General features: G+C 72.7%; 19 protein-coding genes. 13 read left to right on the top strand and 6 right to left on the bottom strand.

All coding sequences use genetic code 11. The annotated features are described in order from the left end of the window. Window positions 1-157: 157 nt before the first annotated feature. Entirely contained in the window at window positions 158-1,114 is a 957-nt protein-coding gene (locus OG485_RS20165; RefSeq protein ID WP_328669723.1) for an EamA family transporter, read from the top strand. 289 nt (window positions 1,115-1,403) lie between these two features. Here the strand turns inward: OG485_RS20165 and OG485_RS20160 are convergent, their stop codons facing one another. Beyond that, window positions 1,404-2,174 (bottom strand): SDR family oxidoreductase, encoded by a 771-nt coding sequence (locus OG485_RS20160; protein ID WP_328669722.1) that lies wholly within the window; start codon window positions 2,172-2,174, stop codon window positions 1,404-1,406. 151 nt (window positions 2,175-2,325) lie between these two features. Between OG485_RS20160 and OG485_RS20155 the strand changes: the two genes are divergently transcribed. From OG485_RS20155 to OG485_RS20120, 8 genes are all read left to right on the top strand, one after another. After that, window positions 2,326-3,120 carry a TIGR03084 family metal-binding protein gene (locus tag OG485_RS20155; RefSeq protein ID WP_328669721.1) on the top strand — a complete coding sequence of 265 codons (795 nt, stop codon included), beginning with the start codon at window positions 2,326-2,328 and terminating at the stop codon, window positions 3,118-3,120. After that, window positions 3,117-4,790 carry an acyclic terpene utilization AtuA family protein gene (locus OG485_RS20150; protein ID WP_328669720.1) on the top strand — a complete coding sequence of 558 codons (1,674 nt, stop codon included), beginning with the start codon at window positions 3,117-3,119 and terminating at the stop codon, window positions 4,788-4,790. Before OG485_RS20155 ends, OG485_RS20150 begins: the two co-directional genes overlap by 4 nt. Further along, window positions 4,787-6,385, top strand: coding sequence for an acyl-CoA carboxylase subunit beta (locus OG485_RS20145; RefSeq protein WP_328669719.1), 1,599 nt, complete (start codon window positions 4,787-4,789; stop codon window positions 6,383-6,385). Before OG485_RS20150 ends, OG485_RS20145 begins: the two co-directional genes overlap by 4 nt. An 8-nt stretch (window positions 6,386-6,393) precedes the next feature. Next, a complete protein-coding gene (locus OG485_RS20140) occupies window positions 6,394-8,274 on the top strand; it encodes an acetyl/propionyl/methylcrotonyl-CoA carboxylase subunit alpha (protein ID WP_328669718.1) in 1,881 nt (626 codons plus the stop codon). Between the two features lie 113 nt (window positions 8,275-8,387). Continuing rightward, window positions 8,388-9,548, top strand: coding sequence for an acyl-CoA dehydrogenase family protein (locus OG485_RS20135; RefSeq protein ID WP_328669717.1), 1,161 nt, complete (start codon window positions 8,388-8,390; stop codon window positions 9,546-9,548). A gap of 17 nt (window positions 9,549-9,565) precedes the next feature. Continuing rightward, a complete protein-coding gene (locus OG485_RS20130; protein ID WP_328669716.1) occupies window positions 9,566-11,131 on the top strand; it encodes a 4-coumarate--CoA ligase family protein in 1,566 nt (521 codons plus the stop codon). After that, window positions 11,128-11,862 (top strand): enoyl-CoA hydratase family protein, encoded by a 735-nt coding sequence (locus OG485_RS20125; RefSeq protein ID WP_328669715.1) that lies wholly within the window; start codon window positions 11,128-11,130, stop codon window positions 11,860-11,862. Before OG485_RS20130 ends, OG485_RS20125 begins: the two co-directional genes overlap by 4 nt. Continuing rightward, window positions 11,850-12,467, top strand: coding sequence for a TetR/AcrR family transcriptional regulator (locus OG485_RS20120; protein WP_328669714.1), 618 nt, complete (start codon window positions 11,850-11,852; stop codon window positions 12,465-12,467). Before OG485_RS20125 ends, OG485_RS20120 begins: the two co-directional genes overlap by 13 nt. A gap of 51 nt (window positions 12,468-12,518) precedes the next feature. Here the strand turns inward: OG485_RS20120 and pdxH are convergent, their stop codons facing one another. Then, window positions 12,519-13,157: a pyridoxamine 5'-phosphate oxidase gene (pdxH, locus tag OG485_RS20115; protein ID WP_328674569.1), complete on the bottom strand. Its 639-nt coding sequence runs from the start codon at window positions 13,155-13,157 to the stop codon at window positions 12,519-12,521. A gap of 453 nt (window positions 13,158-13,610) precedes the next feature. On the opposite strand from pdxH, the gene OG485_RS20110 reads away from it, so the two are divergent. Next, window positions 13,611-14,711: a citrate synthase 2 gene (locus tag OG485_RS20110; protein WP_328669713.1), complete on the top strand. Its 1,101-nt coding sequence runs from the start codon at window positions 13,611-13,613 to the stop codon at window positions 14,709-14,711. 21 nt (window positions 14,712-14,732) lie between these two features. Here the strand turns inward: OG485_RS20110 and OG485_RS20105 are convergent, their stop codons facing one another. Then, window positions 14,733-15,797: an isopenicillin N synthase family dioxygenase gene (locus tag OG485_RS20105; RefSeq protein WP_328669712.1), complete on the bottom strand. Its 1,065-nt coding sequence runs from the start codon at window positions 15,795-15,797 to the stop codon at window positions 14,733-14,735. A 750-nt stretch (window positions 15,798-16,547) separates the two neighbouring features. Between OG485_RS20105 and OG485_RS20100 the strand changes: the two genes are divergently transcribed. Further along, window positions 16,548-17,930, top strand: coding sequence for a PAS domain-containing protein (locus OG485_RS20100; protein WP_328669711.1), 1,383 nt, complete (start codon window positions 16,548-16,550; stop codon window positions 17,928-17,930). Between the two features lie 49 nt (window positions 17,931-17,979). Here the strand turns inward: OG485_RS20100 and OG485_RS20095 are convergent, their stop codons facing one another. Continuing rightward, the gene (locus OG485_RS20095; protein WP_328669710.1) at window positions 17,980-18,735 is read right to left on the bottom strand and encodes an SIS domain-containing protein; all 756 of its coding nucleotides are present in this window, start codon (window positions 18,733-18,735) and stop codon (window positions 17,980-17,982) included. A 358-nt stretch (window positions 18,736-19,093) separates the two neighbouring features. Here OG485_RS20095 and OG485_RS20090 point away from each other — a divergent pair, with 358 nt between their 5' ends. Together OG485_RS20090 and OG485_RS20085 are read left to right on the top strand one after the other, a co-directional pair. Further along, window positions 19,094-19,786 (top strand): metal-dependent transcriptional regulator, encoded by a 693-nt coding sequence (locus tag OG485_RS20090; protein WP_328669709.1) that lies wholly within the window; start codon window positions 19,094-19,096, stop codon window positions 19,784-19,786. Window positions 19,787-20,489: 703 nt separating this feature from the next. Next, window positions 20,490-21,350, top strand: a complete 861-nt coding sequence (locus OG485_RS20085; RefSeq protein ID WP_328669708.1) for an alpha/beta fold hydrolase — start codon at window positions 20,490-20,492, stop codon at window positions 21,348-21,350. A 245-nt stretch (window positions 21,351-21,595) separates the two neighbouring features. On the opposite strand, the gene OG485_RS20080 is transcribed toward OG485_RS20085, so the two are convergent. Together OG485_RS20080 and OG485_RS20075 are read right to left on the bottom strand one after the other, a co-directional pair. Further along, complete coding sequence (locus tag OG485_RS20080; protein ID WP_328669707.1) at window positions 21,596-23,209, bottom strand: transporter; 1,614 nt, start codon at window positions 23,207-23,209, stop codon at window positions 21,596-21,598. Beyond that, on the bottom strand, window positions 23,206-24,003 hold the full coding sequence (locus OG485_RS20075; protein ID WP_328669706.1) for an ABC transporter ATP-binding protein: 798 nt from the start codon (window positions 24,001-24,003) through the stop codon (window positions 23,206-23,208). Before OG485_RS20075 ends, OG485_RS20080 begins: the two co-directional genes overlap by 4 nt. Between the last annotated feature and the right edge of the window lie 26 nt (window positions 24,004-24,029).

The raw sequence follows: 24,029 nt of genomic DNA, 5'->3' as shown, positions 1-24,029 counted from the left end.
TAGGGGGCCGGCCGGCGACGGGGCGGAGCGTCCCGGTCCGGGTCTCAGCATCCAGGACAGCTACATAAGCAGTTCACACTCCTGACGAAGTCCACTACCCTGGACTCGGCAGTACATCGTGATGAACACCTGACCGAGCCAGCCTCCAGGACCGCCCGTGAGCACCCCCAGCGCCACCACCTCGTCGTCCGCGCCCGTCTCCGGGACGGTGCACGCCCCCGTGTCCCCGGGCGGAGCTCCCGGCCGTCTCGGTTCCCTCGGGCCCGTCGGGCTGGTGCTGGCCGGAGGGATCTCGGTCCAGTTCGGCGGCGCCCTCGCGGTGACCCTCATGCCGAGGGCCGGCGCGCTCGGCGTGGTGACCCTGCGCCTGCTCGCCGCCGCGGTGGTCCTGCTCGTGGTCTGCCGCCCCCGGCTGCGCGGCCACTCACGCGCCGACTGGGGGACGGTCGCCGTCTTCGGCATCGCCATGGGCGCGATGAACGGCCTCTTCTACGAGTCGGTCGCCCGCATCCCCCTCGGCGCCGCCGTCACTCTGGAGGTGCTCGGCCCCCTCGCCCTCTCGGTGCTGGCCTCCCGCCGCGCGGTCAACGCGGTCTGGGCGGGCCTGGCCCTGTGCGGCGTCTTCCTGCTGGGCGGCGGAGGGTTCGGGGACCTGGACCCGGTGGGCGCGGCCTTCGCGCTCGGGGCGGGCGCGATGTGGGCGGCGTACATCGTCTTCAGCGCCCGTACGGGCCGCCGGTTCCCCCAGGCCGACGGCCTGGCGCTGGCCATGGCGGTGGCGGCGCTGCTGTTCCTGCCGCTCGGGATCGTCTCGTCCGGCACCCGGCTGCTGGACCCGACCACGGTGGCCCTGGGCTCCGCGGTGGCGATCCTGTCCTCGGTCCTCCCCTACACCCTCGAACTCCTCGCCCTGCGCCGCCTGCCGGCCTCCACCTTCGCGATCCTCATGAGCCTGGAGCCCGCCATCGCGGCGACAGCGGGCTTCCTGATCCTCGACCAGTCCCTGTCCACGACCCAGGCGGCCGCGATCGCCCTGGTCATCGGCGCGAGCATGGGCGCGGTGCGGACCCAGGTGGGCCGGGGGAAGGCGACGGTCCCGGTCGACGCGCCCTGACCCCAGCCGGCGCGGGGCCCTGTTCACGGTCCCGGCGGCCGGACGCGTTCTCCTGGACCTCGCGGCACCGCGCGCCCTGACCCCCACCCGGCCCGGCGGCCCCATCACGGCCGCCACGGGGACCCGGGGCGCTCCGGGCCCGACATCCACTCGGCTGCCCCGGTGCGGTCACGGCCGGGCGCCCGGCGCGGGCCGCCGACCTCGCGGTGCGACGCCCCCGACGCCCATGTCCACGTCCACCCGGCGCCCCGGTGCGATGCGCCCCGGCGGCACCCGGGGCGCGCCCGGCTCAGGAAGCCGTCTCCACCCACTCCGCGAACGCCGGGCCCGCGAGCCTGGCGTCCGCCCCCGGGAGCAGGCCGCCGTTCTCGAACAGGTCCCGCTCCGGGTTGTCCGGGTCGCTCACGGCGACCACCTTCACGTCCGGGTCCCGGCGGGCCATCAGCAGCCGTGCCGCCTCTTCCAGGCTCTCCTCGCGCGGACCGGCCACCTCCGGGAACGGGGCCCGCGCCCCCGGCGCGTCCTCGGCCTCCGCCAGCTCCACCAGCGCCTCCGCGACGGCCCGCGCCGCGACGAGCTGGGTCCGCATCCTGGGGACGTGGACGGTGTCGCCCTGGCGCCCCCACTGCGTGAACTGCTCCACGAGCTCGTGGAACTGCGCCGCCCGCAGCACCCGCACCGGCACCGGTCCCGCCAGCACCGCGCGCTCGTGCTCCAGCTTGGCCGCGTTGTACCCGGCGGCCGATGCGTCGATGCCGATGATCGACACGACCACCAGCCGGCCGACCCCGGCCTTCTGTCCGGCCTCGTGCAGATTGCGGGCCGCGGCCGTGAAGAACTCCGTCGCCACCTTCCGGTCGGGCGAGGGCGTGCTGGACGCGTCGATCACGACGTCCACACCCTCCAGCGCCTCGGCCAGCCCGGCGCCGGTGACGATGTCGACCCCGGTGGCCCGGGACATCGGTACGACGGTGTGCCCGCGCTCCGTCAGCACGTCCACGACATGCCGCCCGAGCCGCCCGGTCGCCCCGGCCACCGCGATCTTCTTGGCCTCGCTCATGTTCATGTCTCCCTCTGTGTTCCTCTGTCCGCGTCGTCATCGGTATGACGGACCGGGGACAGGAGATGTGACAAGGAGGCGGCGGAGCGCGGGGAAATAAATTGATGCAAGCATGCTTGATTGTTTCTGGGGGCGCTGCCATGCTCCCCCCATGTCCGATCCGACGCCCGTGTTCGACGATCTGCGTGACGAAAGCGAAGAACTCGACCGGCTCGTGGCCGAGTTGAGTCCGGAGCGGTGGGCGCTCCCGACGCCCGCCGCCGGCTGGACCGTCGCCCATCAGATCGCCCACCTCGCCTGGACCGACCACTCCGCCCTCCTCTCCGTCACGGACGCCGACGCCTTCCACGGCCTCGTCGAGAAGGCCCTCGCGGCGCCCACGACGTTCGTGGACGAGGGCGCCGAGGAGGGAGCCCGGCTCCCGTCCGCCGACCTGCTGGCGCGCTGGCGCACCGGGCGGGCCGCGCTGGACCGGGCGCTGCGGGCGTCCGTTCCGGGCGCCCGTTTCCCCTGGTACGGCCCGCCCATGTCCGGTGCCTCCATGGCCACCGGTCGGCTCATGGAGACCTGGGCCCACGGCCAGGACGTCGCCGACGCCCTGGGTGTGGTCCGTCCCCCCACCGACCGGCTCAGGCATGTGGTCCGCATCGGGGTCCGCACACGGGACTTCGCCTTCGCCGCGCGCGGGCTCGCCGCGCCCGCCGAGGAGTTCCGGGTGGAGATCCTCGCCCCCTCCGGCGACACCTGGACCTACGGCCCCGAGGACGCCCCCCAGCGCGTCACCGGCACCGCGCTCGACTTCTGTCTGCTGGTCACCCAGCGGGCGCACCGCGCCGACGTCGACGTGCGCGCCGAGGGTCCCGACGCCGACCGCTGGCTCGGCATCGCCCAGGCCTTCGCGGGCCCGCCCGGCGACGGACGCCCGCCGAAGGAGGACGCGGAGTGACGCTGCGCATCGGCAACGCCTCCGGCTTCTACGGCGACCGCTTCGACGCCGTGCGCGAGATGCTCACCGGCGGCGAGCTCGACGTCCTCACCGGCGACTACCTCGCCGAGCTGACCATGCTGATCCTGGGCCGGGACCGGCTGAAGGACCCCGCCGCCGGATACGCCCGTACCTTCCTGCGCCAGCTGGAGGACTCTCTCGGCCTGGCCCACGAGCGGTCCGTGAAGATCGTGACGAACGCCGGCGGCCTCAACCCGGCCGGGCTCGCCGACGCGGTGCGGACCCTGGCCGGCCGGCTCGGCATCCCGGTGAGCGTCGCCCACGTCGAGGGCGACGACCTCACCGCCGCAAACCCCGGCAGCCTCGCCGCCCACGCCTACCTCGGCGGCTTCGGCATCGCGGAGTGCCTGCGGGCGGGCGCGGACATCGTCGTCACCGGACGGGTCACCGACGCGGCCCTGGTCACCGGGCCCGCCGCCGCCCACTTCGGCTGGCGGCCGGGGGACCACGACCGGCTGGCGGGAGCCGTCGTCGCCGGGCACGTGCTGGAGTGCGGAACCCAGGCCACCGGCGGCAACTACGCCTTCTTCGGCGGCGGCGACGTACGCCGCCCCGGCTTCCCGCTCGCGGAGATCCACGAGGACGGAAGCTGCGTCGTCACCAAGCACCCCGGCACCGGCGGCTTCGTCGACGTCGGCACGGTCACCGCGCAGCTGCTGTACGAGACCGGGGGCGCCCGGTACGCGGGACCCGATGTCACCGCCCGCCTGGACACCGTACGGCTCGTCCAGGACGGCCCGGACCGGGTGCGGATCGAGGGCGTGCGCGGCGAGGCACCGCCCCCCACCCTCAAGGTCGGCCTCAACAGGCTCGGCGGCTTCCGCAACGAGGTCACCTTCGTCCTGACCGGACTCGACATCGAGGCCAAGGCGGCGCTGGTGCGCGAGCAGATGAGTGACGCGCTCGCCAAGTCGCCGCCCGCGGAAGTGCGCTGGGAACTGGTGCGCACCGACCGCCCCGACGCGGACACCGAGGAGACGGCGAGCGCCCTGCTGCGGCTCGTCGTCCGCGACCCCGACCAGGCCACCGTGGGGCGCGCGCTGAGCGGGGCCGCCATCGAACTGGCGCTCGCCAGCTACCCCGGATTCCATGTGGTGGCGCCACCGGGGAAGGGCGCTCCCTATGGGGTCTTCGAGGATGTGTACGTCCCCCAGGACGCCGTCGACCACAGGGCCGTCCTCCACGACGGGAGCCGTCTCCCGGTGATCCCGGCCCAGGACACGCTCGTACTGGAGACACTCGAAGAACCGTCCCTGCCCGAGCCGTTGCCCGCGGGTCCGGCCCGCCGCGCCCCCCTCGGCCTGATCGCCGGTGCCCGCAGCGGCGACAAGGGCGGCAACGCCAACGTCGGCGTCTGGGTCCGCACCGACGAGGCCTGGCGCTGGCTCGCCCACGAGCTGACGGCCGACCGCTTCCGGGAGCTGATCCCGGAGAGCCGCCCGCTGAAGGTCGTCCGGCACGTCCTGCCCGGCCTGCGCGCCGTCAACTTCGTGGTCGAGGGGATCCTCGGCGAAGGCGTCGCTTCCCAGGCCCGCTTCGACCCCCAGGCCAAGGCCCTCGGCGAATGGCTCCGCTCCCGTCACCTGGATATCCCGGAGGTCCTGCTATGACGGTCCTTTCGTCCGCCCTGGACGTGGGCGGCCCGGACTACCGGGCGAACCGCGAGGCCATGCTCGGCAAGCTCGCCGACCTCGACACCGAGCACGCCAAGGCCCTCGCGGGCGGCGGGGAGAAGTACGTCCAGCGGCACCGCAAGCGCGGCAAACTGCTCGCCCGCGAGCGCATCGAACTGCTCCTCGACCCGGACACCCCGTTCCTGGAGCTGTCCCCGCTGGCCGCCTGGGGCAGCGACTACGCCGTCGGCGCCTCCCTGGTCACCGGCATCGGGGTGGTCGAGGGCGTCGAGTGCCTGATCACCGCCAACGACCCGACGGTGCGCGGCGGCGCCAGCAACCCCTGGAGCCTGAAGAAGGCCCTGCGGGCCAACGACATCGCCCTCGCGAACCGGCTGCCCTGCATCAGCCTGGTCGAGTCGGGCGGCGCCGACCTGCCCTCGCAGAAGGAGATCTTCATCCCCGGGGGCGCGATCTTCCGCGACCTCACCCGGCTGTCGGCGGCCGGGATCCCCACGGTGGCGGTGGTCTTCGGGAACTCGACGGCCGGAGGCGCCTACGTCCCCGGCATGTCCGATCACGTGATCATGGTCAAGGAGAAGGCGAAGGTCTTCCTCGGCGGGCCGCCGCTGGTGAAGATGGCCACGGGCGAGGAGAGCGACGACGAGTCGCTGGGCGGCGCGGAGATGCACGCGCGCGTGTCGGGCCTCGCGGACTACTTCGCCGTCGACGAGCGGGACGCGCTCCGCCAGGCCCGCCGGGTCGTCGCCCGGCTGAACCACCGCAAGGCGTACGGCGATCCGGCCGTCGCCGAGCCCCCCAAGTACGACGAGGACGAGCTGCTGGGGATCGTCCCGGGGGATCTGAAGCACCCGTTCGACCCGCGCGAGGTGATCGCCCGGATCGTCGACGGCTCGGACTTCGACGAGTTCAAGCCGCTGTACGGGACGAGCCTGACCACCGGCTGGGCGAGCCTGCACGGCTATCCGGTCGGCGTCCTCGCCAACGCCCAGGGCGTGCTGTTCAGCGCCGAGTCCCAGAAGGCCGCCCAGTTCATCCAGCTCGCCAACCAGCGCGACATCCCGCTGCTCTTCCTGCACAACACCACCGGCTACATGGTCGGCAGGGAGTACGAGCAGGGCGGCATCATCAAGCACGGCGCGATGATGATCAACGCGGTGAGCAACTCGCGGGTCCCGCATCTGTCGGTGCTCATGGGCGCCTCCTACGGAGCCGGTCACTACGGGATGTGCGGACGTGCCTACGACCCGCGGTTCCTGTTCGCCTGGCCCAGCGCCAAGTCGGCCGTGATGGGCCCGCAGCAGCTCGCGGGCGTCCTGTCGATCGTCGCCCGGCAGTCGGCCGCCGCGAAGGGGCACCCGTACGACGACGACGCCGACGCGGCGCTGCGCGCCATGGTGGAGCAGCAGATCGAGTCCGAGTCGCTGCCCATGTTCCTGTCCGGGCGGCTGTACGACGACGGGGTCATCGACCCGCGCGACACCCGCACCGTCCTCGGCCTGTGCCTGTCCGCGATCCACACGGCGCCCTTCGAGGGCGCGCGCGGTGGCTTCGGCGTCTTCCGGATGTGAGGGATCACGTGATTTCGAGTCTGCTGGTCGCCAACCGGGGCGAGATCGCCTGCCGGGTCTTCCGCACCTGCCGTGAGGCCGGGGTGCGCACGGTCGCGGTGTATTCGGACGCCGACGAGAACGCCCTGCACACGCGCGAGGCGGACGCCGCGGTACGGCTGCCGGGCGCGACACCCGCACAGACGTATCTGCGGGGCGATCTGATCGTGCGGGCCGCGCTGGACGCGGGCGCGGACGCGGTGCACCCGGGGTACGGGTTCCTGTCGGAGAACGCGGACTTCGCGCGGGCGGTGATCGACGCGGGGCTGGTGTGGGTCGGTCCGCCGCCGGAGGCGATCGAGGCGATGGCGTCCAAGACCCGGGCCAAGAAACTGATGGGTCTCGAACCCCTGGAGCGGGTCACCGAGGCGGACCTTCCGGTGCTGGTCAAGGCGGCCTCGGGCGGCGGCGGCCGCGGGATGCGGATCGTCCGTGAACTGGCCGACCTGGACGCCGAGTTGGAGGCGGCCCGGGCGGAGGCGCTGAGCGCCTTCGGTGACGGTGAGGTGTTCGTCGAGCCGTACGTGGAGGGCGGCCGGCACGTCGAGGTGCAGATCCTGGCCGACGCGCACGGCACGGTGTGGCCGCTCGGCACCCGGGACTGCTCCCTCCAGCGCCGCCACCAGAAGGTGATCGAGGAGGCGCCCGCTCCCGGACTCGGTGGCGAACTCACGCGCACCCTCTACGAGTTGTCGGTGCGGGCCGCCCGCGCCGTGGACTACGTCGGCGCCGGGACGGTCGAGTTCCTGGTCGCCGGCGGCACCGCGCACTTCCTGGAGATGAACACCCGCCTCCAGGTCGAACACCCCGTGACGGAGGCGGTGTTCGGGGTCGACCTGGTCGCCCTGCAACTGCGGGTCGCCGAGGGGGAGCGGCTGGAGAGCGAGCCCCCGCCCGCGCGGGGCCACGCGGTGGAGGCCCGGCTGTACGCGGAGGACCCGGCGGGCGCCTGGGCGCCACAGACGGGCACCCTGCACCGGATCGCCGTCCCGGACGGTGTCCGGCTGGACACCGGGTTCACCGACGGGGATACCGTCTCCGTCCACTACGACCCGATGCTCGCGAAGGTCGTCGCGCACGGCGCCACCCGCGCGGAGGCCGTGCGGAAACTGGCCGGCGCGCTGGAGCGGGCCGCGGTCCACGGCCCGGTCACCAACCGGGATCTGCTCGTACGGTCGCTGCGCCACGAGGAGTTCGCCGGGGCCCGGATGGACACGGGGTTCTACGACCGACACCTCGCCGCGCTGACCGAGCCCGCCCCGGACCCGTACGCCCCGCTGGCCGCGGCCCTGGCCGACGCGCACGGGCGTTCGCGGTTCGGCGGCTGGCGGAACCTGGCGTCGGGGCCGCAGACCAAGCGCTACCGGATGCACGGAGCCGAGTACGAGGCCGCGTACCGGCACACCCGCGAGGGCCTCGCGGCCGACGGGGTGCGCGTGCTGCACGCCGACGCGGGCCGGGTCGTCCTCGAAGTGGCGGGCGTGCGGCGGACGTTCGAGGTGGCGCGGTACGCCGACGGCCGGGTCTTCGTGAACGCGGCCGCGCTGACCGAGCTCCCCCGTTTCCCCGATCCGGCCGCGGACCGGGCTCCGGGATCGCTGCTCGCGCCGATGCCCGGCACCGTGGTCCGGGTGGCCGAGGGGCTCGCCGAGGGCGCCGCCGTGCGGGCCGGGGAGCCGCTGTTGTGGCTGGAGGCGATGAAGATGGAGCACAGGATCTCGGCGCCGGCGGCGGGCACGCTCACCGCGCTGCACGCCGTGGTCGGACAGCAGGTGGAGGTGGGCGCGCTGCTGGCCGTCGTGCGGGAGGAAGCGGTGCCCGGGGAAGCGCCGGCGGACGACGCCCGGTGAGCGGGCGCCCCGCCGCGGGGCGCCCGGACGGACCACCGCGCGGCTGTGCCGCGCGGGCTCGAACAGTTACGTACAGGACGCGTTTTCCGTACTCTCCGTACCGAGGAGCCCTCATGAGCCCTGTCACAGAGACCGACGAACACAAGGCGCTCCGTTCCGCGGTCGCCGCTCTCGGCAAGCGCTACGGTCGCGCGTACATGACCAAGGCCATCGCCGAAGGCGGTCACCCCGACGAGCTGTGGGCCGAGGCCGGCAAGCTCGGCTATCTCGGGGTGAACCTGCCGGAGGAGTACGGCGGCGGAGGCGGCGGCATCGCGGAACTGTCCATCGTGCTGGAGGAGTTGGGCGCGGCGGGCTGCCCGCTGCTGATGCTCGTCGTCTCGCCCGCCATCTGCGGCACGGTCATCGCCCGCTTCGGCACCGAGGAACAGAAGCGGACGTGGCTGCCGGGCCTTTCGGACGGCACCCGCACCATGGCGTTCGGCATCACCGAGCCCGACGCCGGTTCCAACTCGCACCGCATCACCACCACGGCCCGCCGCGACGGCACCGACTGGGTCCTGACCGGCCGCAAGGTGTTCATCTCCGGCGTCGACATCGCCGACGCGACGCTCGTCGTGGGCCGTACGGAGGACGCGCGGACCGGCAGCCTCAAGCCCTGCCTGTTCATCGTCCCGCGCGACGCCGAGGGCTTCGGCCGGCGGCAGATCGACATGGAACTGTCCAGCGCCGAGAAGCAGTTCGAGCTCACCCTGGACGAGGTGCGGCTGCCGGCCGACGCGCTGGTCGGCGACGAGGACGCGGGACTGCTGCAACTGTTCGCCGGGCTCAACCCGGAGCGGGTGATGACGGCCGCGTTCGCGATCGGCATGGGCCGTTTCGCCCTTGCCAGGGCCGTGGAGTACGCGCGGGACCGTACCGTCTGGAAGGCGCCGATCGGCGCCCACCAGGCCATCGCCCACCCTCTCGCGCAGGCCCACATCGAACTCGAACTGGCCCGTCTGATGATGCAGAAGGCCGCGTACCTGTACGACGAGGGGGACGACGTCGGTGCGGGGGAGGCTGCCAACATGGCCAAGTACGCGGCCGGAGAGGCCTGCGTACGGGCTGTCGACCAGGCGGTGCACACCCTCGGGGGCAACGGCCTCACCCGTGAGTTCGGCCTCGCCTCCCTGATCACGGCGGCGCGCGTGTCCCGTATCGCGCCCGTCAGCAGGGAGATGATTCTCAACTACGTCTCCCACCAGACCCTGGGTCTGCCCAAGTCGTACTGAGCGCTCTAGGAGGAACCGTGTTCCGCAGCGAGTACGCAGATGTCCCGGCCGTCGAGGAACCGATCCACGACGCCGTGCTGGGCCGCGCCGCCGAGCGCGGCGGGACGCCCGCGCTCGTCGACGGCGTCGACGGCACCACGCTCACCTACGCCCAGGTCGACCAGTACCACCGGCGACTGGCCGCCGCGTTCGCCGAGGCGGGACTGCGCAAGGGAGACGTGCTCGCCCTGCACAGCCCCAACACCATCGCCTTCCCCGTCGTCTTCTACGGGGCCACGCGCGCGGGTGCCTCGGTCACGACGGTGCACCCGCTCGCCACGCCGGAGGAGTTCGCCAAGCAGCTGCGCGACTCCTCGGCCCGCTGGATCGTGACCGTCTCGCCCCTGCTGGAGACGGCCCGCCAGGCCGCCGAACTCGCGGGCGGCGTACGGGAGATCTTCGTGTGCGACCAGGCGGAGGGCCACCGCTCCATGCTCGACCTGCTGGGCAGCACCGCGCCCGAACCGCAGGCCGACATCGACCCCGTTCAGGACGTGGCGGCCCTTCCGTACTCCTCGGGCACCACCGGCGTCCCCAAGGGCGTCATGCTCACCCACCGCTCCATAGCCACCAACCTCGCCCAGCTCTCCCCGGCCATGCCGATGAACCCGGGCGACCGCATCCTCGCCGTGCTGCCGTTCTTCCACATCTACGGACTGACGGCCCTGATGAACGCGCCCCTGCGGCAGGGCGCCACCGTGGTCGTGCTGCCCCGCTTCGACCTCGACACCTTCCTCGGCGCCATCCAGGAACACCGCATCACCGGCCTGTACGTGGCGCCGCCGATCGTCCTGGCGCTCGCCAAGCACCCCGCCGTCGCGGAGTACGACCTGTCCTCCCTGGAGTACATCGTCTGTTCGGCCGCGCCCCTGGACGCCGCGCTGGCCGCCGCCTGCTCGGCCCGGCTCGGGCTGCCGCCGGTGGGCCAGGCGTACGGCATGACGGAGCTGTCGCCCGGCACGCACGTCGTCCCGCTGGACGCCGTGAACCCGCCCCCGGGAACGGTCGGCAAGCTCGTCGCGGGCACCGAGATGCGCATCGTCTCCCTGGACGACCCGGACAAGGACCTCGGGGTCGGCGAGCGCGGCGAGATCGTCGTCCGCGGACCGCAGGTCATGAAGGGCTATCTGGGCCGGCCCGATGCCACCGCCGCGATGATCGACCCGGACGGCTGGCTGCACACCGGCGACGTCGGTCACGTGGACGAGGACGGCTGGCTGTTCGTCGTGGACCGCGTCAAGGAACTCATCAAGTACAAGGGCTTCCAGGTCGCCCCCGCCGAACTGGAGGCACTGCTGCTCACCCACCCCGGCATCGCCGACGCCGCCGTCATCGGGTCCTACAACGAGGACAACAACGAGGTCCCGCACGCCTTCGTGGTGCGCCAGCCCTCGGCCGCCGGCCTCTTGGCGAACGAGGTCATGCTGTACGTCGCCGAGCGCGTCGCCCCGTACAAGCGGGTCCGTATCGTCACCTTCATCGACGCGATCCCGAGGGCGGTCTCCGGGAAGATCCTGCGCCGCGAACTGCGAGGCCTGTCATGACCGTCGTCCGCACGGAACACGAGCGCGGCATCACCACGCTCACCCTCGACTCGCCCCCCACCCGCAACGCGCTGTCGGCCGCCCTCGTGGGCGAGCTCACCGACGCGCTCACCCGCTGCGGCAAGGACGGCGACGTACGCGCCGTCGTCCTGACCCACACCGGGAACACCTTCTGCGCGGGCGCCGACCTGCGCGACCCCCCGCCCCCGGAGGCCTTCGTCGGCCTGCTGCGGGGGATCGCCGAGCTGCGCAAGCCCGTCGTGGCCCGGGTGGCCGGACACGTCAGGGCGGGCGGCCTCGGGCTGCTCGGGGCCTGTGACATCGCGGTGGCGGGCGAGGCGGCGAGCTTCGCCTTCACCGAGGTACGGATCGGGGTCGCCCCCGCCGTCATCTCGCTGCCGCTGCTGCCCCGCGCCGACCCGCGCGCACTCGCCCGGTACTACCTCACCGGGGAGCGCTTCGACGCCGCCGAGGCGGTCCGCACCGGGCTCCTCACCGCGGCCGGGGACGACGTGGACGCCGTACTCGCGCCCGTTCTGGACGGGCTGCGCCGGGCGGCCCCCGAAGCCCTGGCCGAGACGAAGGCACTGCTCACGGCTAAGGTGCTGGAGACCTTCGACCGGGACGCGGCGGACCTGACCGCGCTCTCGGCCCGGCTGTTCTCCTCCGCGCAGGCCCGCGAGGGGATGACGGCCTTCCTCGAACGACGGGATCCCGCATGGGTGGTGTGAGCGCGGCGGAACACGCGGCACGTACTCCGCACGTCCCCAAACAGGACCGCAGCCGGGCCACCCGGCAGCGGCTCCTGGCCGCCGCCGTGGCCTGCCTCGCCGAACACGGCTGGGCGGGCTCCACGGTCTCCGTCGTCGCCGAGCGCGCCGGAGTGTCCCGGGGCGCCGCCCAGCATCACTTCCCCACCCGCGAGGACCTCTTCACGGCGGCGGTCGAGTACGTCGCCGAGGAGCGCTCCAGCGCACTGCGCGACCTCTTCCCCGACGGCCCCGCCGACCGGTGTGCCGTCGTCGAGGCCCTCGTCGGCCTCTACACCGGGCCGCTGTTCCGTGCCGCCCTCCACCTGTGGGTCGCGGCCTCGAACGAGGACCAGCTCCGTGCGCGGGTGACCGAGCTCGAAGGCCGCGTCGGCCGCGAGAGCCACCGCATCGCGGTGGACCTGCTGGGCGCGGACGAGTCCCGGCCCGGGGTGCGCGAGACGGTGCAGGGCCTGCTCGACATGGCGCGCGGTCTCGGCCTCGCGAACCTGCTCACCGACGACACCGGGCGCCGCGAGCGGGTCGTGGCGCAGTGGGGGGCGATCGTGGAGGAGACACTCGGCTGAGCCGTGGCCGTGCCCGGCCCGGGTTCAGGGGCATCGGTCCCGGTGCCGCCGTCAGGGGCTGAGCCGCTCGATCCGCCAGCCGCCGTCGGCCCGGGCCACGTAGCGGAGCCGGTCGTGCAGACGGTTCTCGCGGCCCTGCCAGAACTCGACCGTCTGCGGGGCGATCCGGAACCCGCCCCAGTGCGGCGGTACCGGTACCTGCTCGCCCTCCGGGTAGCGGGCGTCCAGCTTCGCGTACGTGACGTCCAGCTCGCTGCGCCCGGAGATGACCGCGGACTGGGTGCTCGCCCAGGCGCCGAGCTGGGAGCCGTGCGGGCGGGTGCGGAAGTACGCGGCGGTCTCCTCCCGGTCCGTGCGCCGTGCCGTCCCGGTGACGATGACCTGCCGGGCCATCGGGTGCCACGGGAAGAGCAGCGAGATGTACGGGTTGTGGGCCAGCTCGTGGGCCTTGCGCGAGTCGTAGTTCGTGTAGAAGACGAAGCCCTGGTCGTCGTACTGCTTGAGCAGCACCGTGCGCGAGCTGGGCCGGCCCTCGGCGTCCGCCGTGGAGACGACCATCGCGTTCGGCTCGTGCACGAAACCGTGCACCGCGGCCTGGGCCGCCTGCTCGAACCAGCGGGAGAACTGCGCCATGGGGTGCGCGGCGAGGTCACCCTCGTCGAGTCCCTCGGCGCGGTAGTGCGCCCGCATGGAGGCGGGATCGGCGGCGATCTCCTCGTGCGCGGCCTCGGCGGCCTCGGCCGCGGCCTGGATGAGGGGCTCGGGCGTGGATTCGTCCGCGAAACGATCGTTCACGGTCTCATCCTGCCGTATCCGGGCCCCCTTCCGGGGCGGGTGTGCGGGCAGGTGTGCTTCGTCACGCGGTGGCACTCAGTGCCGCGTACTCTCCCGGGAGATGGCACTCAGGGATATCGTGCTGGTGCCGTTCCGGTTGGAGGACCAGCCGTACGGGGCATCACCGGGGTGACCGCTTTCGGACCGCGAGTCGGCGCAGACTGATCGAAGAGCATTCGGGAGTCTTCGCAGATGACCGTGGAACCGGCCGGCGAAGCGCCTCACCGTAGACCGTCGCCCCCACAGGGACGCAGGGTCACCACAATCCCGACAACACCATCCGTCGTAAACATCACGAGGAGCCGCCTGATGTCCGACTTCGTACCCGGACTCGAAGGAGTCGTCGCGTTCGAGACGGAGATCGCCGAACCGGATAAGGAGGGCGGCGCTCTCCGGTACCGGGGCGTCGACATCGAGGATCTCGTCGGCCATGTCTCCTTCGGCAACGTGTGGGGACTCCTCGTCGACGGCGCCTTCAACCCCGGTCTGCCGCCCGCCGAGCCGTTCCCCATCCCCGTCCACTCCGGTGACATCCGCGTCGACGTGCAGTCCGCGCTCGCCATGCTCGCGCCCGTCTGGGGCCTCAAACCCCTCCTCGACATCGACGCGGAACAGGCCCGCGAGGACCTCGCCCGCGCCGCCGTCATGGCCCTGTCGTACGTCGCCCAGTCCGCCCGCGGCCAGGGCCTGCCGATGGTCCCGCAGAGCGAGATCGACAAGGCCCACTCCGTCGTCGAGCGGTTCATGATCCGCTGGCGCGGCGAGCCGGACCCCAAGCACGTCGCCGCCGTCGACGCCTACTGGACCTCGGCCGCCGAGCACGGCATGAACGCCTCCACCTTCACCGCGCGCGTGATCGCCTCGACCGGCGCGGACGTCGCCGCGGCGCTCTCCGGGGCCGTGGGAGCCATGTCGGGCCCGCTGCACGGCGGCGCCCCCTCCCGCGTCCTCGGCATGATCGAGGAGATCGAGCGCACCGGGGACGCCGACGCCTACGTCCGGCACGCCCTCGACAACGGCGAGCGCCTGATGGGCTTCGGCCACCGCGTGTACCGCGCCGAGGACCCCCGCGCGCGGGTGCTGCGCCGCACCGCGCGCGAGCTGGGCGCCCCCCGCTACGAGGTCGCCGAAGCCCTGGAGAAGGCCGCCCTCGCCGAGCTCCACGCCCGCCGCCCGGACCGTGTCCTCGCGACGAACGTCGAGTTCTGGGCGGCCATCGTCCTGGACTTCGCCGAGATCCCGGCGCACATGTTCACGTCCATGTTCACGTGCGCCCGTACCGCGGGCTGGTCGGCGCACATCCTGGAACAGAAGCGCACCGGCCGCCTGGTGCGCCCCTCCGCGCGCTACGTGGGCCCCGGCTCGCGCACCGTCGGGGACATCGAGGGGCACGAGGGCATCGCGCACTGACCTCGTGCGGGCCGCCGGTCATCACGCCGGAGCGAGCAGCTCCGCGTGGTGACGGGCGGCGGCGAGCGGGTGCGCCCGCAGCTTGCCCTTGAGCTCGTTGAAGCCGTACTCGGCGAAGAGCGGGTTCGACGGGTCGTCGGTGACGCCGGGCGCGGCTGAGGCGTACGGGAAGGGCAGCGGCTCGATCCGGGCGTCGAGGCGCGGGTTGTAGAAGAACGGCACCGAGAACCGCTCGGTGGCCCCGGCCGGGCTCACCACCCGGTGGTTGGTCGCCAGGAGATACCCGTTCGTGGCGACCTCCAGCAGCTCGCCCAGGTTGACGACGAAGGCACCCGGCAGCGGCGGTACGTCGTGGAAGCGGCCGTCCTCGCGCTGCACCTGGAGCCCGCCGATGTGGTCCTGGAGCAGCAGTGTCAGGAATCCGTAGTCCTTGTGCGCGCCCACGCCCTGATCGGCTCCGTCGCCCGCGCTGCCCGGATAGCGCACCAGCTTCAGGTGCGGGTGCGCCCGCTCGCCGAAGATCGGGTCGTAGAAGCCGGCGGGAGCCCCGATGGCGGTCAGCAGCTCGCGCAGCAGCCGGGCCGCGACCTCGCTCAGCCGTTCCATCCAGGTCAGCGCGGCCGTCCGCAGCTCCGGCAGCGCGGCCGGCCACTGGTTCGGTCCCTGGAGCCACCAGTACGCGGGCTCACCGGGGCGGGGGGTCCGCGCGGGCCGTTCGGCGCCTATGTCGAGCTGGTCCCGCCAGTCCCGGCTGCCGCCGGTGCGCTCGTCGCCCGTCCGCGTGTACCCGCGGAAGTGCGGTGAGCCGACGTTGTCGAGGGCCAGCCGGTCGGCCTCGGGGAGCGCGAAGAACCGGTGCATCGCCCGCAGCAGCGCACCGGTCTCGGCCTCGGTCACTCCGTGCCCGATGAGCTGGAAGAAGCCCACGTCGTGGGCGGCGCTGTGCAACTGCGCGTGCAGCAGCGCCCGTGCCTGGGGGCCGCGGTCGGCCGCCGAGAGGTCGATGATCGGAAGCTGCTGGTACGAGGGGACCGGCCGCCCGTTCGGGGCAGGGGTGGAGAACGTGGAAGACGTGTTCGTCGTCATGAGGTGCGTCCGCGAGGTCTACGGGTGCCCGGGCGGCCGCCGGGGGTGGGGCGGGGGCCACGGGTGCCGGGTGAAGGGGAGAAGCCGTGCGAAAGGGGCTGGGTCAGGCTGAGCGCCGACAGCCCATGCTCGTGACGCGCACGAAATCCACGTGGCGGCGTCGGACGAGCATCGGAAGCATGGCCACAGAGTACTGCTCTCCGCGCGAACCGCCTGTGGCCTGGATCACTCGGAGGTCCGTCCGGAGGCGGGCGAGGGCCGAGAACGCAGACGACCCGTGAGCTCTGGTCCCTCCGCCTCGCGGCGACGGGGCCGGCCGGACGCACCGGCGAGCTCACGGGTCGGGTGACTGCGTTGGATTGGGCCGGCTGCGCGCACTTCACACACGCTGGTCCGGCGCCGAACCGAGTCCGACAACGGGCCGTTAGCCCGCAGTCACCTCGTATGTCCGGGTTTCCGTCATGAGCCGAACCACCTCCTCTCCTACGTGAGAACCACTCTAGGAAGGCATCCCGGGAGTCTCAAGCGATTTATCGGGAGGCGCGGGGCGGGAGGCGCGGGACCGGGGCTCCTGGGGCGGGAGGTGCGGGACCGGGGCTCCTGGGGCGGGAGGTGCGGAAATCCGGCGTACATCGATTTCCGCCCATCTTCGGGGAACGAGGTGTGGGCTGGGTCACGTTCGAGTTGAATGGTGACGAGTGAGCGAACTGTCGCGCCGTACACCACGGACGCAGCCTGCAGGGGGTCCAGGTGAGTGCTTCCCGGCGTAGTGGGACCACGGACGAGCTGGGGCCTGACGAGCCCGAGCCGGACGGCTCCGATCTGCTTGCCGCGCTGTTGGACGGCATGGACGCGGCCCTGTGCGCCTTCGACGCCGACGGGGTCCTCACCCACTGGAACCGCGAGGCCGAGCGCATTCTCGGGTGGACGGCGGCCGAGGCCGTGGGCCGGCGCGGATTCGCCGGCTGGGCGGTGCGGACCGCGGACGCCGAAGAGGTCGAGGGCCGGCTGATGTCCGCCATGGAGGCGCCCGGCCGCCAGGTGCACGAGTTCGCGCTCCTCACCAAGGAGGGCGGCAGGGTGCTCGTCCGCACCCAGTCCGCCGCCGTCCGCGGCCCGGAGGGCAAGCCCGCCGGGGTGTACTGCGCCTTCAGCGAGGTGCACACCCAGATCGACCTCGAACGGTCCATCGCCCTGAGCGAGGCGCTCTTCGAGGACGCCGGCTGGGGCGTGGTGCTGGTCGACGCGGACCTGCGGCCCGCCGTGGTCAACGCGCACGCCGCACAGGCCCTCGGGACCGGACGCAGCTCCGTCCTCGGCCGGCCCCTGGGGGACCTGCTCTCCCGGGGCGTCGAGGAACTGGAGAGCGCCCTCACCCACGTCCTGTCCGAGGGCGCGCCGCCGGCCCCCGCGGAGATGTGGGTCGGCCTGCGCACGCCGGAGGGCGAGAAGCGGCGGTGCTGGCTCAGCGGCTTCGTGCGGCTCGCCTCGCCGCTCGCGGAGGAGCCCGTGCCGCTCGGTGTCGGCTGGCTCTTCCAGGACGTGACCGAGGCCAAACAGACCGAGCAGGAGGCGGCGCTGCTGCGCTTCCGCGCCAACCAGCTCCATCGCGCCGCGCGGGCCGCGGCCGAGTGCGAGAACCCGGGCGAGGCCGCCGCCGTCCACCTCGACTTCGCCCTCGCCGGCTTCGCCGACCACGCCCTGGTCGACCGGGTGGCCGGAGGCGGCCGGGCGGACGGGGAGGGGCCCGTACTGCTCGTACGGACGGTCGCCACGCCCGCCGGGGCACCCGGGCCGAGCCACATCACCGGGAAGGCAGGACTGCCCCTGCGCTACGGGGAGGGGCACCCCGCGCTCCAGTGCGTGGACCGCGCCGGTTCGGTACGGGCCGACGCGACCGCCGCCGACGTCGAGCAGGCGCGCGACTGGGCTCTCGCCCGGCAGTGGCCGCGGGACTCCGTGCACGCCCTGTGCGCGGTGCTGCGCAGCCGCGGGCGGACGCTGGGGGTCGTGACGTTCCTGCGGAGCGCGGGCCGCAGCCGGTTCGAGCGCGCGGACGCGATGTACGCGGAGGACGTGGCCGTACGGATCGCGACGGCCCTGGACCTGGAGGAGCTGGCGGGAAAGTCCTGAGGCCGCCGGGGGCGCGCCCCCGGGCCTGTCCCCCGGGGCATCCGGCTTCTCAGCGCCGGTAGAAGATCCGGTCCCCGTACTCCGTCATGACCCGTCCGTTCCACTCGTGGCCGCCGTCGACGTTGCCCGAGCGGAGCAGGGGCGGTTCGATGCCGCGGTCCGCGAGGGCACCGGCGGCGGTGGCCATGACGGCCTGCAGGAGGGCCGAGGTGACGACGGTCGAGGCGGGGGCGAAGGGCGCCTCGATGGAGTCCAGGGTCAGCTCCGCGTCGCCGACGGGGATCCGCGAGTCGAGGACGACGTCGCAGTGGTCCTTGAGGTAGGTGCCCGACACGTGCCGTGACGTCGTCTCGGTGGCGTAGGCGACGGAGGTGACGCCGATGACCTTCACCCCCAGGGCGCGGGCGTTCATCGCCATCTCCACGGGGAGCGCGTTGCGGCCGGACAGCGAGATGATCACCAGCAGGTCGCCGGAGCGCAGCGGGCTGCAGTCCAGGACCGCGCTCGCCAGACCGTCGACGCGCTCCAGGGCGGAGCCCAGGGTCGCGGGCATGACGTCGACGCCCACCACTCCCGGTACGGCGAGCAGGTTCATCAGGGCGAGGCCGCCCGCGCGGTAGACGATGTCCTGTGCGGCGAGCGAGGAGTGACCGGCGCCGAAGGCGAAGAGCCGGCCGCCGTCCACGACGGTGTCCGCGATCAGGCTCCCGGCCGCCTCGATCTCCCCGGCGTCCTCGTCCCGTACCTGCCGCAGCAGGCCGATCGCGGCGTCGAAGAACTGCCCGGCAAGCATGCTGTCGCTCATCGGCGAAGCCCCTTAGAACTCTCGTCGGCTTGGACGTCTCGTCGGCGCCGGGTCGGCGCAGGGCGGGCGGACGGCTGAACCGGTCGCCCGGCGCGGCCGTACTCCCGTGTCGCGGATCACGTTGCGGTCTGGACCACTGCCCTGTCAATACGGCTTCCGGGGGCGCTCCGAGCCTGGCGGCGAGGGTGCCCGCGGGCCGGCCGGGTGCCGTGCCCGCGGGGACCGCGGGGGTGATCGCCGCCAAGCGGTTTCGCCGGCGAGGCCCGGTTGTCAGTGCTATGCGTCAGAATTGAGTCCAGGGCCAGCGCACACGCCGGCGGGCAATCGAGTCTCCGGCAGAGCTAATCGAGGGGCATGAATGTCCGGACTGATCGACACCACGGAGATGTATCTCCGCACCATCCTCGAGCTGGAGGAGGAAGGCGTTGTCCCCATGCGCGCCCGGATCGCGGAGCGTCTCGACCAGAGCGGCCCGACGGTGAGTCAGACGGTGGCGCGGATGGAGCGCGACGGTCTGGTGGCGGTGGCGAGCGACCGGCATCTGGAGCTCACGGAGGAAGGGCGGCGGCTGGCGACCCGCGTCATGCGCAAGCACCGCCTCGCCGAGTGTCTGCTCGTCGACGTCATCGGCCTGGAGTGGGAGCAGGTGCACGCGGAGGCCTGTCGCTGGGAGCACGTGATGAGCGAGGCGGTGGAGCGGCGCGTGCTGGAACTGCTGCGCCACCCGACCGAGTCGCCGTACGGAAACCCGATCCCGGGCCTGGAGGAGTTGGGCGAGAAGGACGGCGCGGACCCGTTCCTGGACGAGGGCATGGTCTCGCTGTCCGAACTGGACCCGGGTGTGGACGGCAAGACCGTGGTCGTCCGGCGGATCGGGGAGCCGATCCAGACGGACGCCCAGCTGATGTACACGCTGCGGCGGGCGGGCGTGCAGCCCGGTTCCGTGGTCAGCGTGACCGAGTCGGCCGGCGGCGTCCTCGTCGGCAGCGGCGGCGAGGCCGCGGAGCTGGAGGCGGACGTTGCCTCTCATGTGTTCGTCGCCAAGCGCTGACACGGTCGGCGGGCTCACCGGCAGCCGTGCCGCCGGTGGCCGTATTTCCGGTATCCGCGACTCCGGTATTTCCGGTTCCGGATTCCGGCCTTGTTCCACCCGCGCTTCCGGTACCCGCGAGGGGCAGTTCCCGGGCGCCGACCGAGGGGCCGGCAGCCGCTGACCTCCACGTCGGCGTCCGGGAGCACGCCGGACACCGTGGGACGCACCCGGCCCGTACTGCCACGGGCGTGTCAACTGCTGTGACAGCAGGGGCAGTTGTGATGGCTTCGCGACCTTCTCGAAACGAAGATTCAGTGTGCGGAATCGCAGCGCCGGGACCGTTTGCGTGCAAGGCTGTCGCGTGAGGCATATGACCTGAGGGCTCTTGACCGTGTCCGAGAGCGATGGTGCACGGTCGGGGAGGGGGCGTAAGGATGTGCCGCAGATGTGGAGAGGGCCCCGGCGCCGTTCGGCGCCGGGGCCTGTCCTCCCCTGTGCTGACCCGGAGCCCCGAGCTCCCAGGGTCATTCCCTTCGGACCGTTTTCCCCGAGCGGTCCGCCTCCCGCAGAAGATCTCCCCCGAGCGACGGCGGTCAATCCTTGTGGGCGGTCACTCGAACGAGGGGTGTTGCGGCCGGAAAGGCCATTTTCGAATCCCCATTCGATAACGTGACGATGAGGTGGAATGAGGTCCGAGCGAGCTAGGGGGGTGCCATTACCGATGGTGCGGCGCATCGACGTGACGGGAGCGGGCGGTGTACGCCTGGCCGCCTGGGAGTTCGCCGATCCTCCCAAGACCGAGCAGCCGAAGGCGCCCGGCGTGCTGTTACTGCACGGCCTCATGGGCCGCGCCTCGCACTGGGCGTCCACCGCCCGCTGGCTCTCCGGGCGGCACCGCGCCGTCGCCCTCGACCAGCGCGGTCACGGCCAGAGCGACAAGGCCCCGGAGGCCGAGTACACCCGTGAGGCCTACGTCGAGGACGCCGAAGCCGCCCTCGACCAGCTCGGTCTCGGACCGGCCGTCGTCGTCGGCCACGCGATGGGCGCACTGACCGGCTGGCAGCTCGCCGCCAAGCGCCCCGATCTCGTCCGCGCCCTGATCATCTGCGACATGCGGGCCTCGGCGCTCGGCGCCGCCTCCCAGCGCGAGTGGGAGGACTGGTTCCAGGCCTGGCCCGTCCCCTTCGCCACACTCGCCGACGTACGGAAGTGGTTCGGCGAGGACGACCCCTGGGTGGAGCGCCGCAATCCTTCCCGCGGCGAGTTCTACGCCGAGGTGATGCACGAGTCCCCCGACGGCTGGCGCCCCGTCTTCGAACCGGAACAGATGCTCAAGTCCCGCCAGACCTGGGTGTACGACGCCCACTGGGAAGAGCTCGCCCAGGTCCAGTGCCCCGCCCTGGTCGTACGCGGCCTCGACGGCGAGCTCGGCCGGGCCGAGTCCCAGGAGATGGTCCGGGTCCTGCCGCGCGGCCAGTACGCCGAGGTCGCCGACGCCGGCCACCTCGTGCACTACGACCAGCCCGAGGCGTGGCGCGCCGCGATCGAGCCGTTTCTGGACGGAGTACTCACCAAACCCTAGGGCCGTCGCCGCCCGGACGCGTCACGAGATGATCACGAAGGTTCATGGGATCTTCACAGACGGTTCACGAGCTGTGCCCAATAGCTCTGCGGTGCGGTGCGCTGTCTCGGCCGCTCAGCTCACCTTTCAGGGAGACGCGCACCCACCCGCGAAGGAGTGAGCGCCGCCTCACGCGCCGCCCCCCGGATCGCCTCGCGCCGCCCCCCCCCGGATCGCCTCGCGCCGCCCTCTGGAACGGCGCGCGTTCACCCCTTGCTGACCGCCGCCAGGATCTCCGGCAGCCGCTCCGCCGTCCGGGGCGCCGCGAGCCGGAGCCCCAGCAGCGTGATCAGCGCCCCGTAGACGGCGCCCAGGGGCAGCAGCAGCCAGGTCCAGCCGTCGCCGTCGGCGCTCACGTTCAGCCAGATCGTCAGGGCGATGACGGGGGACGCGAGCAGGGCGGCCGAGATCAGGCCGCCGAAGATGGCGATCCAGGCGAGACCGGCCTGACCGGGGGCCACGTTCTTGTAGCCCTCCTGGGGGATCGAGTACGGGAAGCGGGCCGAGGACCACGCGCCGGTCGCCAGCATCGCGCCGAGCAACGCGAAGGACAGACCGAGGACTTCGGGCAGCTTCTCCCACGCGCCGAGCAGCCCGGTCGTCACCGTGGTCACGAGCGTCGCGTACGGCAGGGTGATCACCAGCAGGGCCAGCGCCCGCCCGCGCAGTTCGACGTACGCGTCACGGGTCGAGGAGATCGTCAGCGCCACCATCCAGAACGCGGACGTGTCCTGCCCGAACTGGTTGTACATCTGGATCCCGAGCATTCCGGCGGCGAAGCACGCGAAGTAGACCGAGCCGGTGCCCTGGAGGGCGTTGAACACCGGCACGATCAGACCGATGGCCAGCGAGGTCACCCAGGCCGCCTTGGTCTTCGGATCGCGCCACACGTACCGCAGGCTGCGCTCCATGACCGTGCCGGTGCGCCCGGCCGGAAGCAGCCGCGCGAGCCCCGACGAGCCGCGCTCGCGGCCCACGGGCTCAGCGGCCTGGAGCGTCGACCCGTCGGGCGAGGTCATCAGCCGGGTCAGATGACGGGACCAGAGCGCCAGCAGCCCCGCCAGGGCGGCCGCGCACAGCGCGAGCTGGAGGATCCCGGCCCCGTACGATCCGTCGCTCACCGAGTCCACGGCGCCGATCGCCGACGCGGGCGGGACCCAGCGCAGCACGTCCGTCACCGGGTCCAGCTCCGACAGCCCGCCCGCCGAACCGAGCCGCTGGGCGCCGAAGTTCACCAACTGGGCGCCGACCGCGACGACCAGTCCGCTGAGCACCGCCAGATCGCGGCCCTTGCGGCTGGACAGCAGCCGGATGTTGGCGGCCGCGACGGCCCGCGCGAGGGCCACACAGACCAGCAGGGCCAGCACGAGGGCGGCCACCGCCGTCGCGTACGCCGCCGCGCCGTGGGCGACCGAGATCACCGAACCGAGCAGCAGGCAGAACGTGAAGAGCGGCCCGATGCCGACGAGGGACGCGGCCAGCAGCGCCCGGACCAGGGGCCGCGGCCGCAGCGGCAGCATCACCAGCCGTGTCGGATCGAGCGTCTCGTCGCCGCCGGGGAAGAACAGCGGCATCACGGCCCAGCCGAGCGCCAGGACCGCCACGAGCAGCACGCCGACGGCGGTGGCGTGCGCGTTGCCGCGCAGCGCGACCAGGCCGAGCAGCTGGAGCACCGCGAAGAGCAGCACGAGCACGGTGGACGCGATGAACGCGGCCCGCCGCCCGGCGGACTGCCGCAGGCCGTTGCGCAGGAGCGACAGCTTCAGGCGTACGACGACGGGGGTGATCGACGCGGCGGAGACGCCGGTGCCGGCGCTCACCGGGGAGCCCCGCCGCCCAGCCAGTCCAGGTCGGCCGTGGTGCCGCGGCCGTGGGCGCCGACCAGCTCCAGGAAGGCCTGCTGGAGCGAGGGGGCGCTGCCGCGTACGTCCGCGAGCGGACCGTGCGCGCGGATGCGTCCGGCGGCCATGACGGCGACCCAGTCGCACAGCGACTCGACCAGCTCCATCACATGGGAGGAGAAGACGACGGTGGCGCCGGACGCGGTGTACCGCTCCAGGACGCCCCGGATGGTCTGCGCGGAGACCGGGTCCACGCCCTCGAACGGCTCGTCCAGGAAGAGGACTTCGGGGTTGTGCAGGAGCGCGCAGGCCAGGCCGATCTTCTTGCGCATGCCGGTCGAGTAGTCGACGACCAGTTTGTGCTGGGCGCCCGCGAGGTCGAGGACGTCGAGGAGCTGGGTGGCGCGCTTGTCGACCTCGGCGCCGGGCAGGCCCCGCAACCGGCCGGTGTACCCGAGCAGTTCCCGTCCGGAGAGCCGCTCGAAGAGCCGGAGTCCCTCGGGCAGTACGCCGATCCGGGCCTTCACCTCCGCCGGGTCGCGCCAGACGTCGTGGCCGACGACCTCGACGGTGCCGTGATCGGGTCTGAGCAGCCCGGTCACCATCGAGAGGGTGGTGGTCTTGCCGGCCCCGTTCGGCCCGACGAGCCCGATGAACTGCCCCGCGGGAAGCTCCAGATCGATCCCGGCCACGGCGACCTGCTCACCGAACCGCTTCCAGAGCCCCCGCACACGTACGGCGGGCACGCCGCCGTCCTTCGCTCCCTCGCTCATACAGGCACCCTAAGCGCCACCGGCCG

Source organism: Streptomyces sp. NBC_00328, from assembly GCF_036139655.1.
GTDB lineage: Bacteria > Actinomycetota > Actinomycetes > Streptomycetales > Streptomycetaceae > Streptomyces.
The sequence above is the reverse complement of the archived record's forward strand: the minus strand, read 5'-3'. Positions and strand labels throughout refer to the sequence as shown.

Bases quoted from the DNA above. Each gene is read 5' to 3' on its own strand.
- OG485_RS20135 (WP_328669717.1), top strand. From the start codon at position 8,388: ATGAGCCCTGTCACAGAGACCGACGAACACAAGGCGCTCCGTTCCGCG.
- OG485_RS20145 (WP_328669719.1), top strand. From the start codon at position 4,787: ATGACGGTCCTTTCGTCCGCCCTGGACGTGGGCGGCCCGGACTACCGG.
- OG485_RS20125 (WP_328669715.1), top strand. From the start codon at position 11,128: ATGACCGTCGTCCGCACGGAACACGAGCGCGGCATCACCACGCTCACC.
- OG485_RS20085 (WP_328669708.1), top strand. From the start codon at position 20,490: ATGGTGCGGCGCATCGACGTGACGGGAGCGGGCGGTGTACGCCTGGCC.
- OG485_RS20155 (WP_328669721.1), top strand. From the start codon at position 2,326: ATGTCCGATCCGACGCCCGTGTTCGACGATCTGCGTGACGAAAGCGAA.
- pdxH (WP_328674569.1), bottom strand. From the start codon at position 13,157: ATGCGGGCGCACTACCGCGCCGAGGGACTCGACGAGGGTGACCTCGCC.
- OG485_RS20075 (WP_328669706.1), bottom strand. From the start codon at position 24,003: ATGAGCGAGGGAGCGAAGGACGGCGGCGTGCCCGCCGTACGTGTGCGG.
- OG485_RS20105 (WP_328669712.1), bottom strand. From the start codon at position 15,797: ATGACGACGAACACGTCTTCCACGTTCTCCACCCCTGCCCCGAACGGG.
- OG485_RS20090 (WP_328669709.1), top strand. From the start codon at position 19,094: ATGTCCGGACTGATCGACACCACGGAGATGTATCTCCGCACCATCCTC.
- OG485_RS20120 (WP_328669714.1), top strand. From the start codon at position 11,850: ATGGGTGGTGTGAGCGCGGCGGAACACGCGGCACGTACTCCGCACGTC.
- OG485_RS20160 (WP_328669722.1), bottom strand. From the start codon at position 2,174: ATGAGCGAGGCCAAGAAGATCGCGGTGGCCGGGGCGACCGGGCGGCTC.
- OG485_RS20110 (WP_328669713.1), top strand. From the start codon at position 13,611: ATGTCCGACTTCGTACCCGGACTCGAAGGAGTCGTCGCGTTCGAGACG.
- OG485_RS20095 (WP_328669710.1), bottom strand. From the start codon at position 18,735: ATGAGCGACAGCATGCTTGCCGGGCAGTTCTTCGACGCCGCGATCGGC.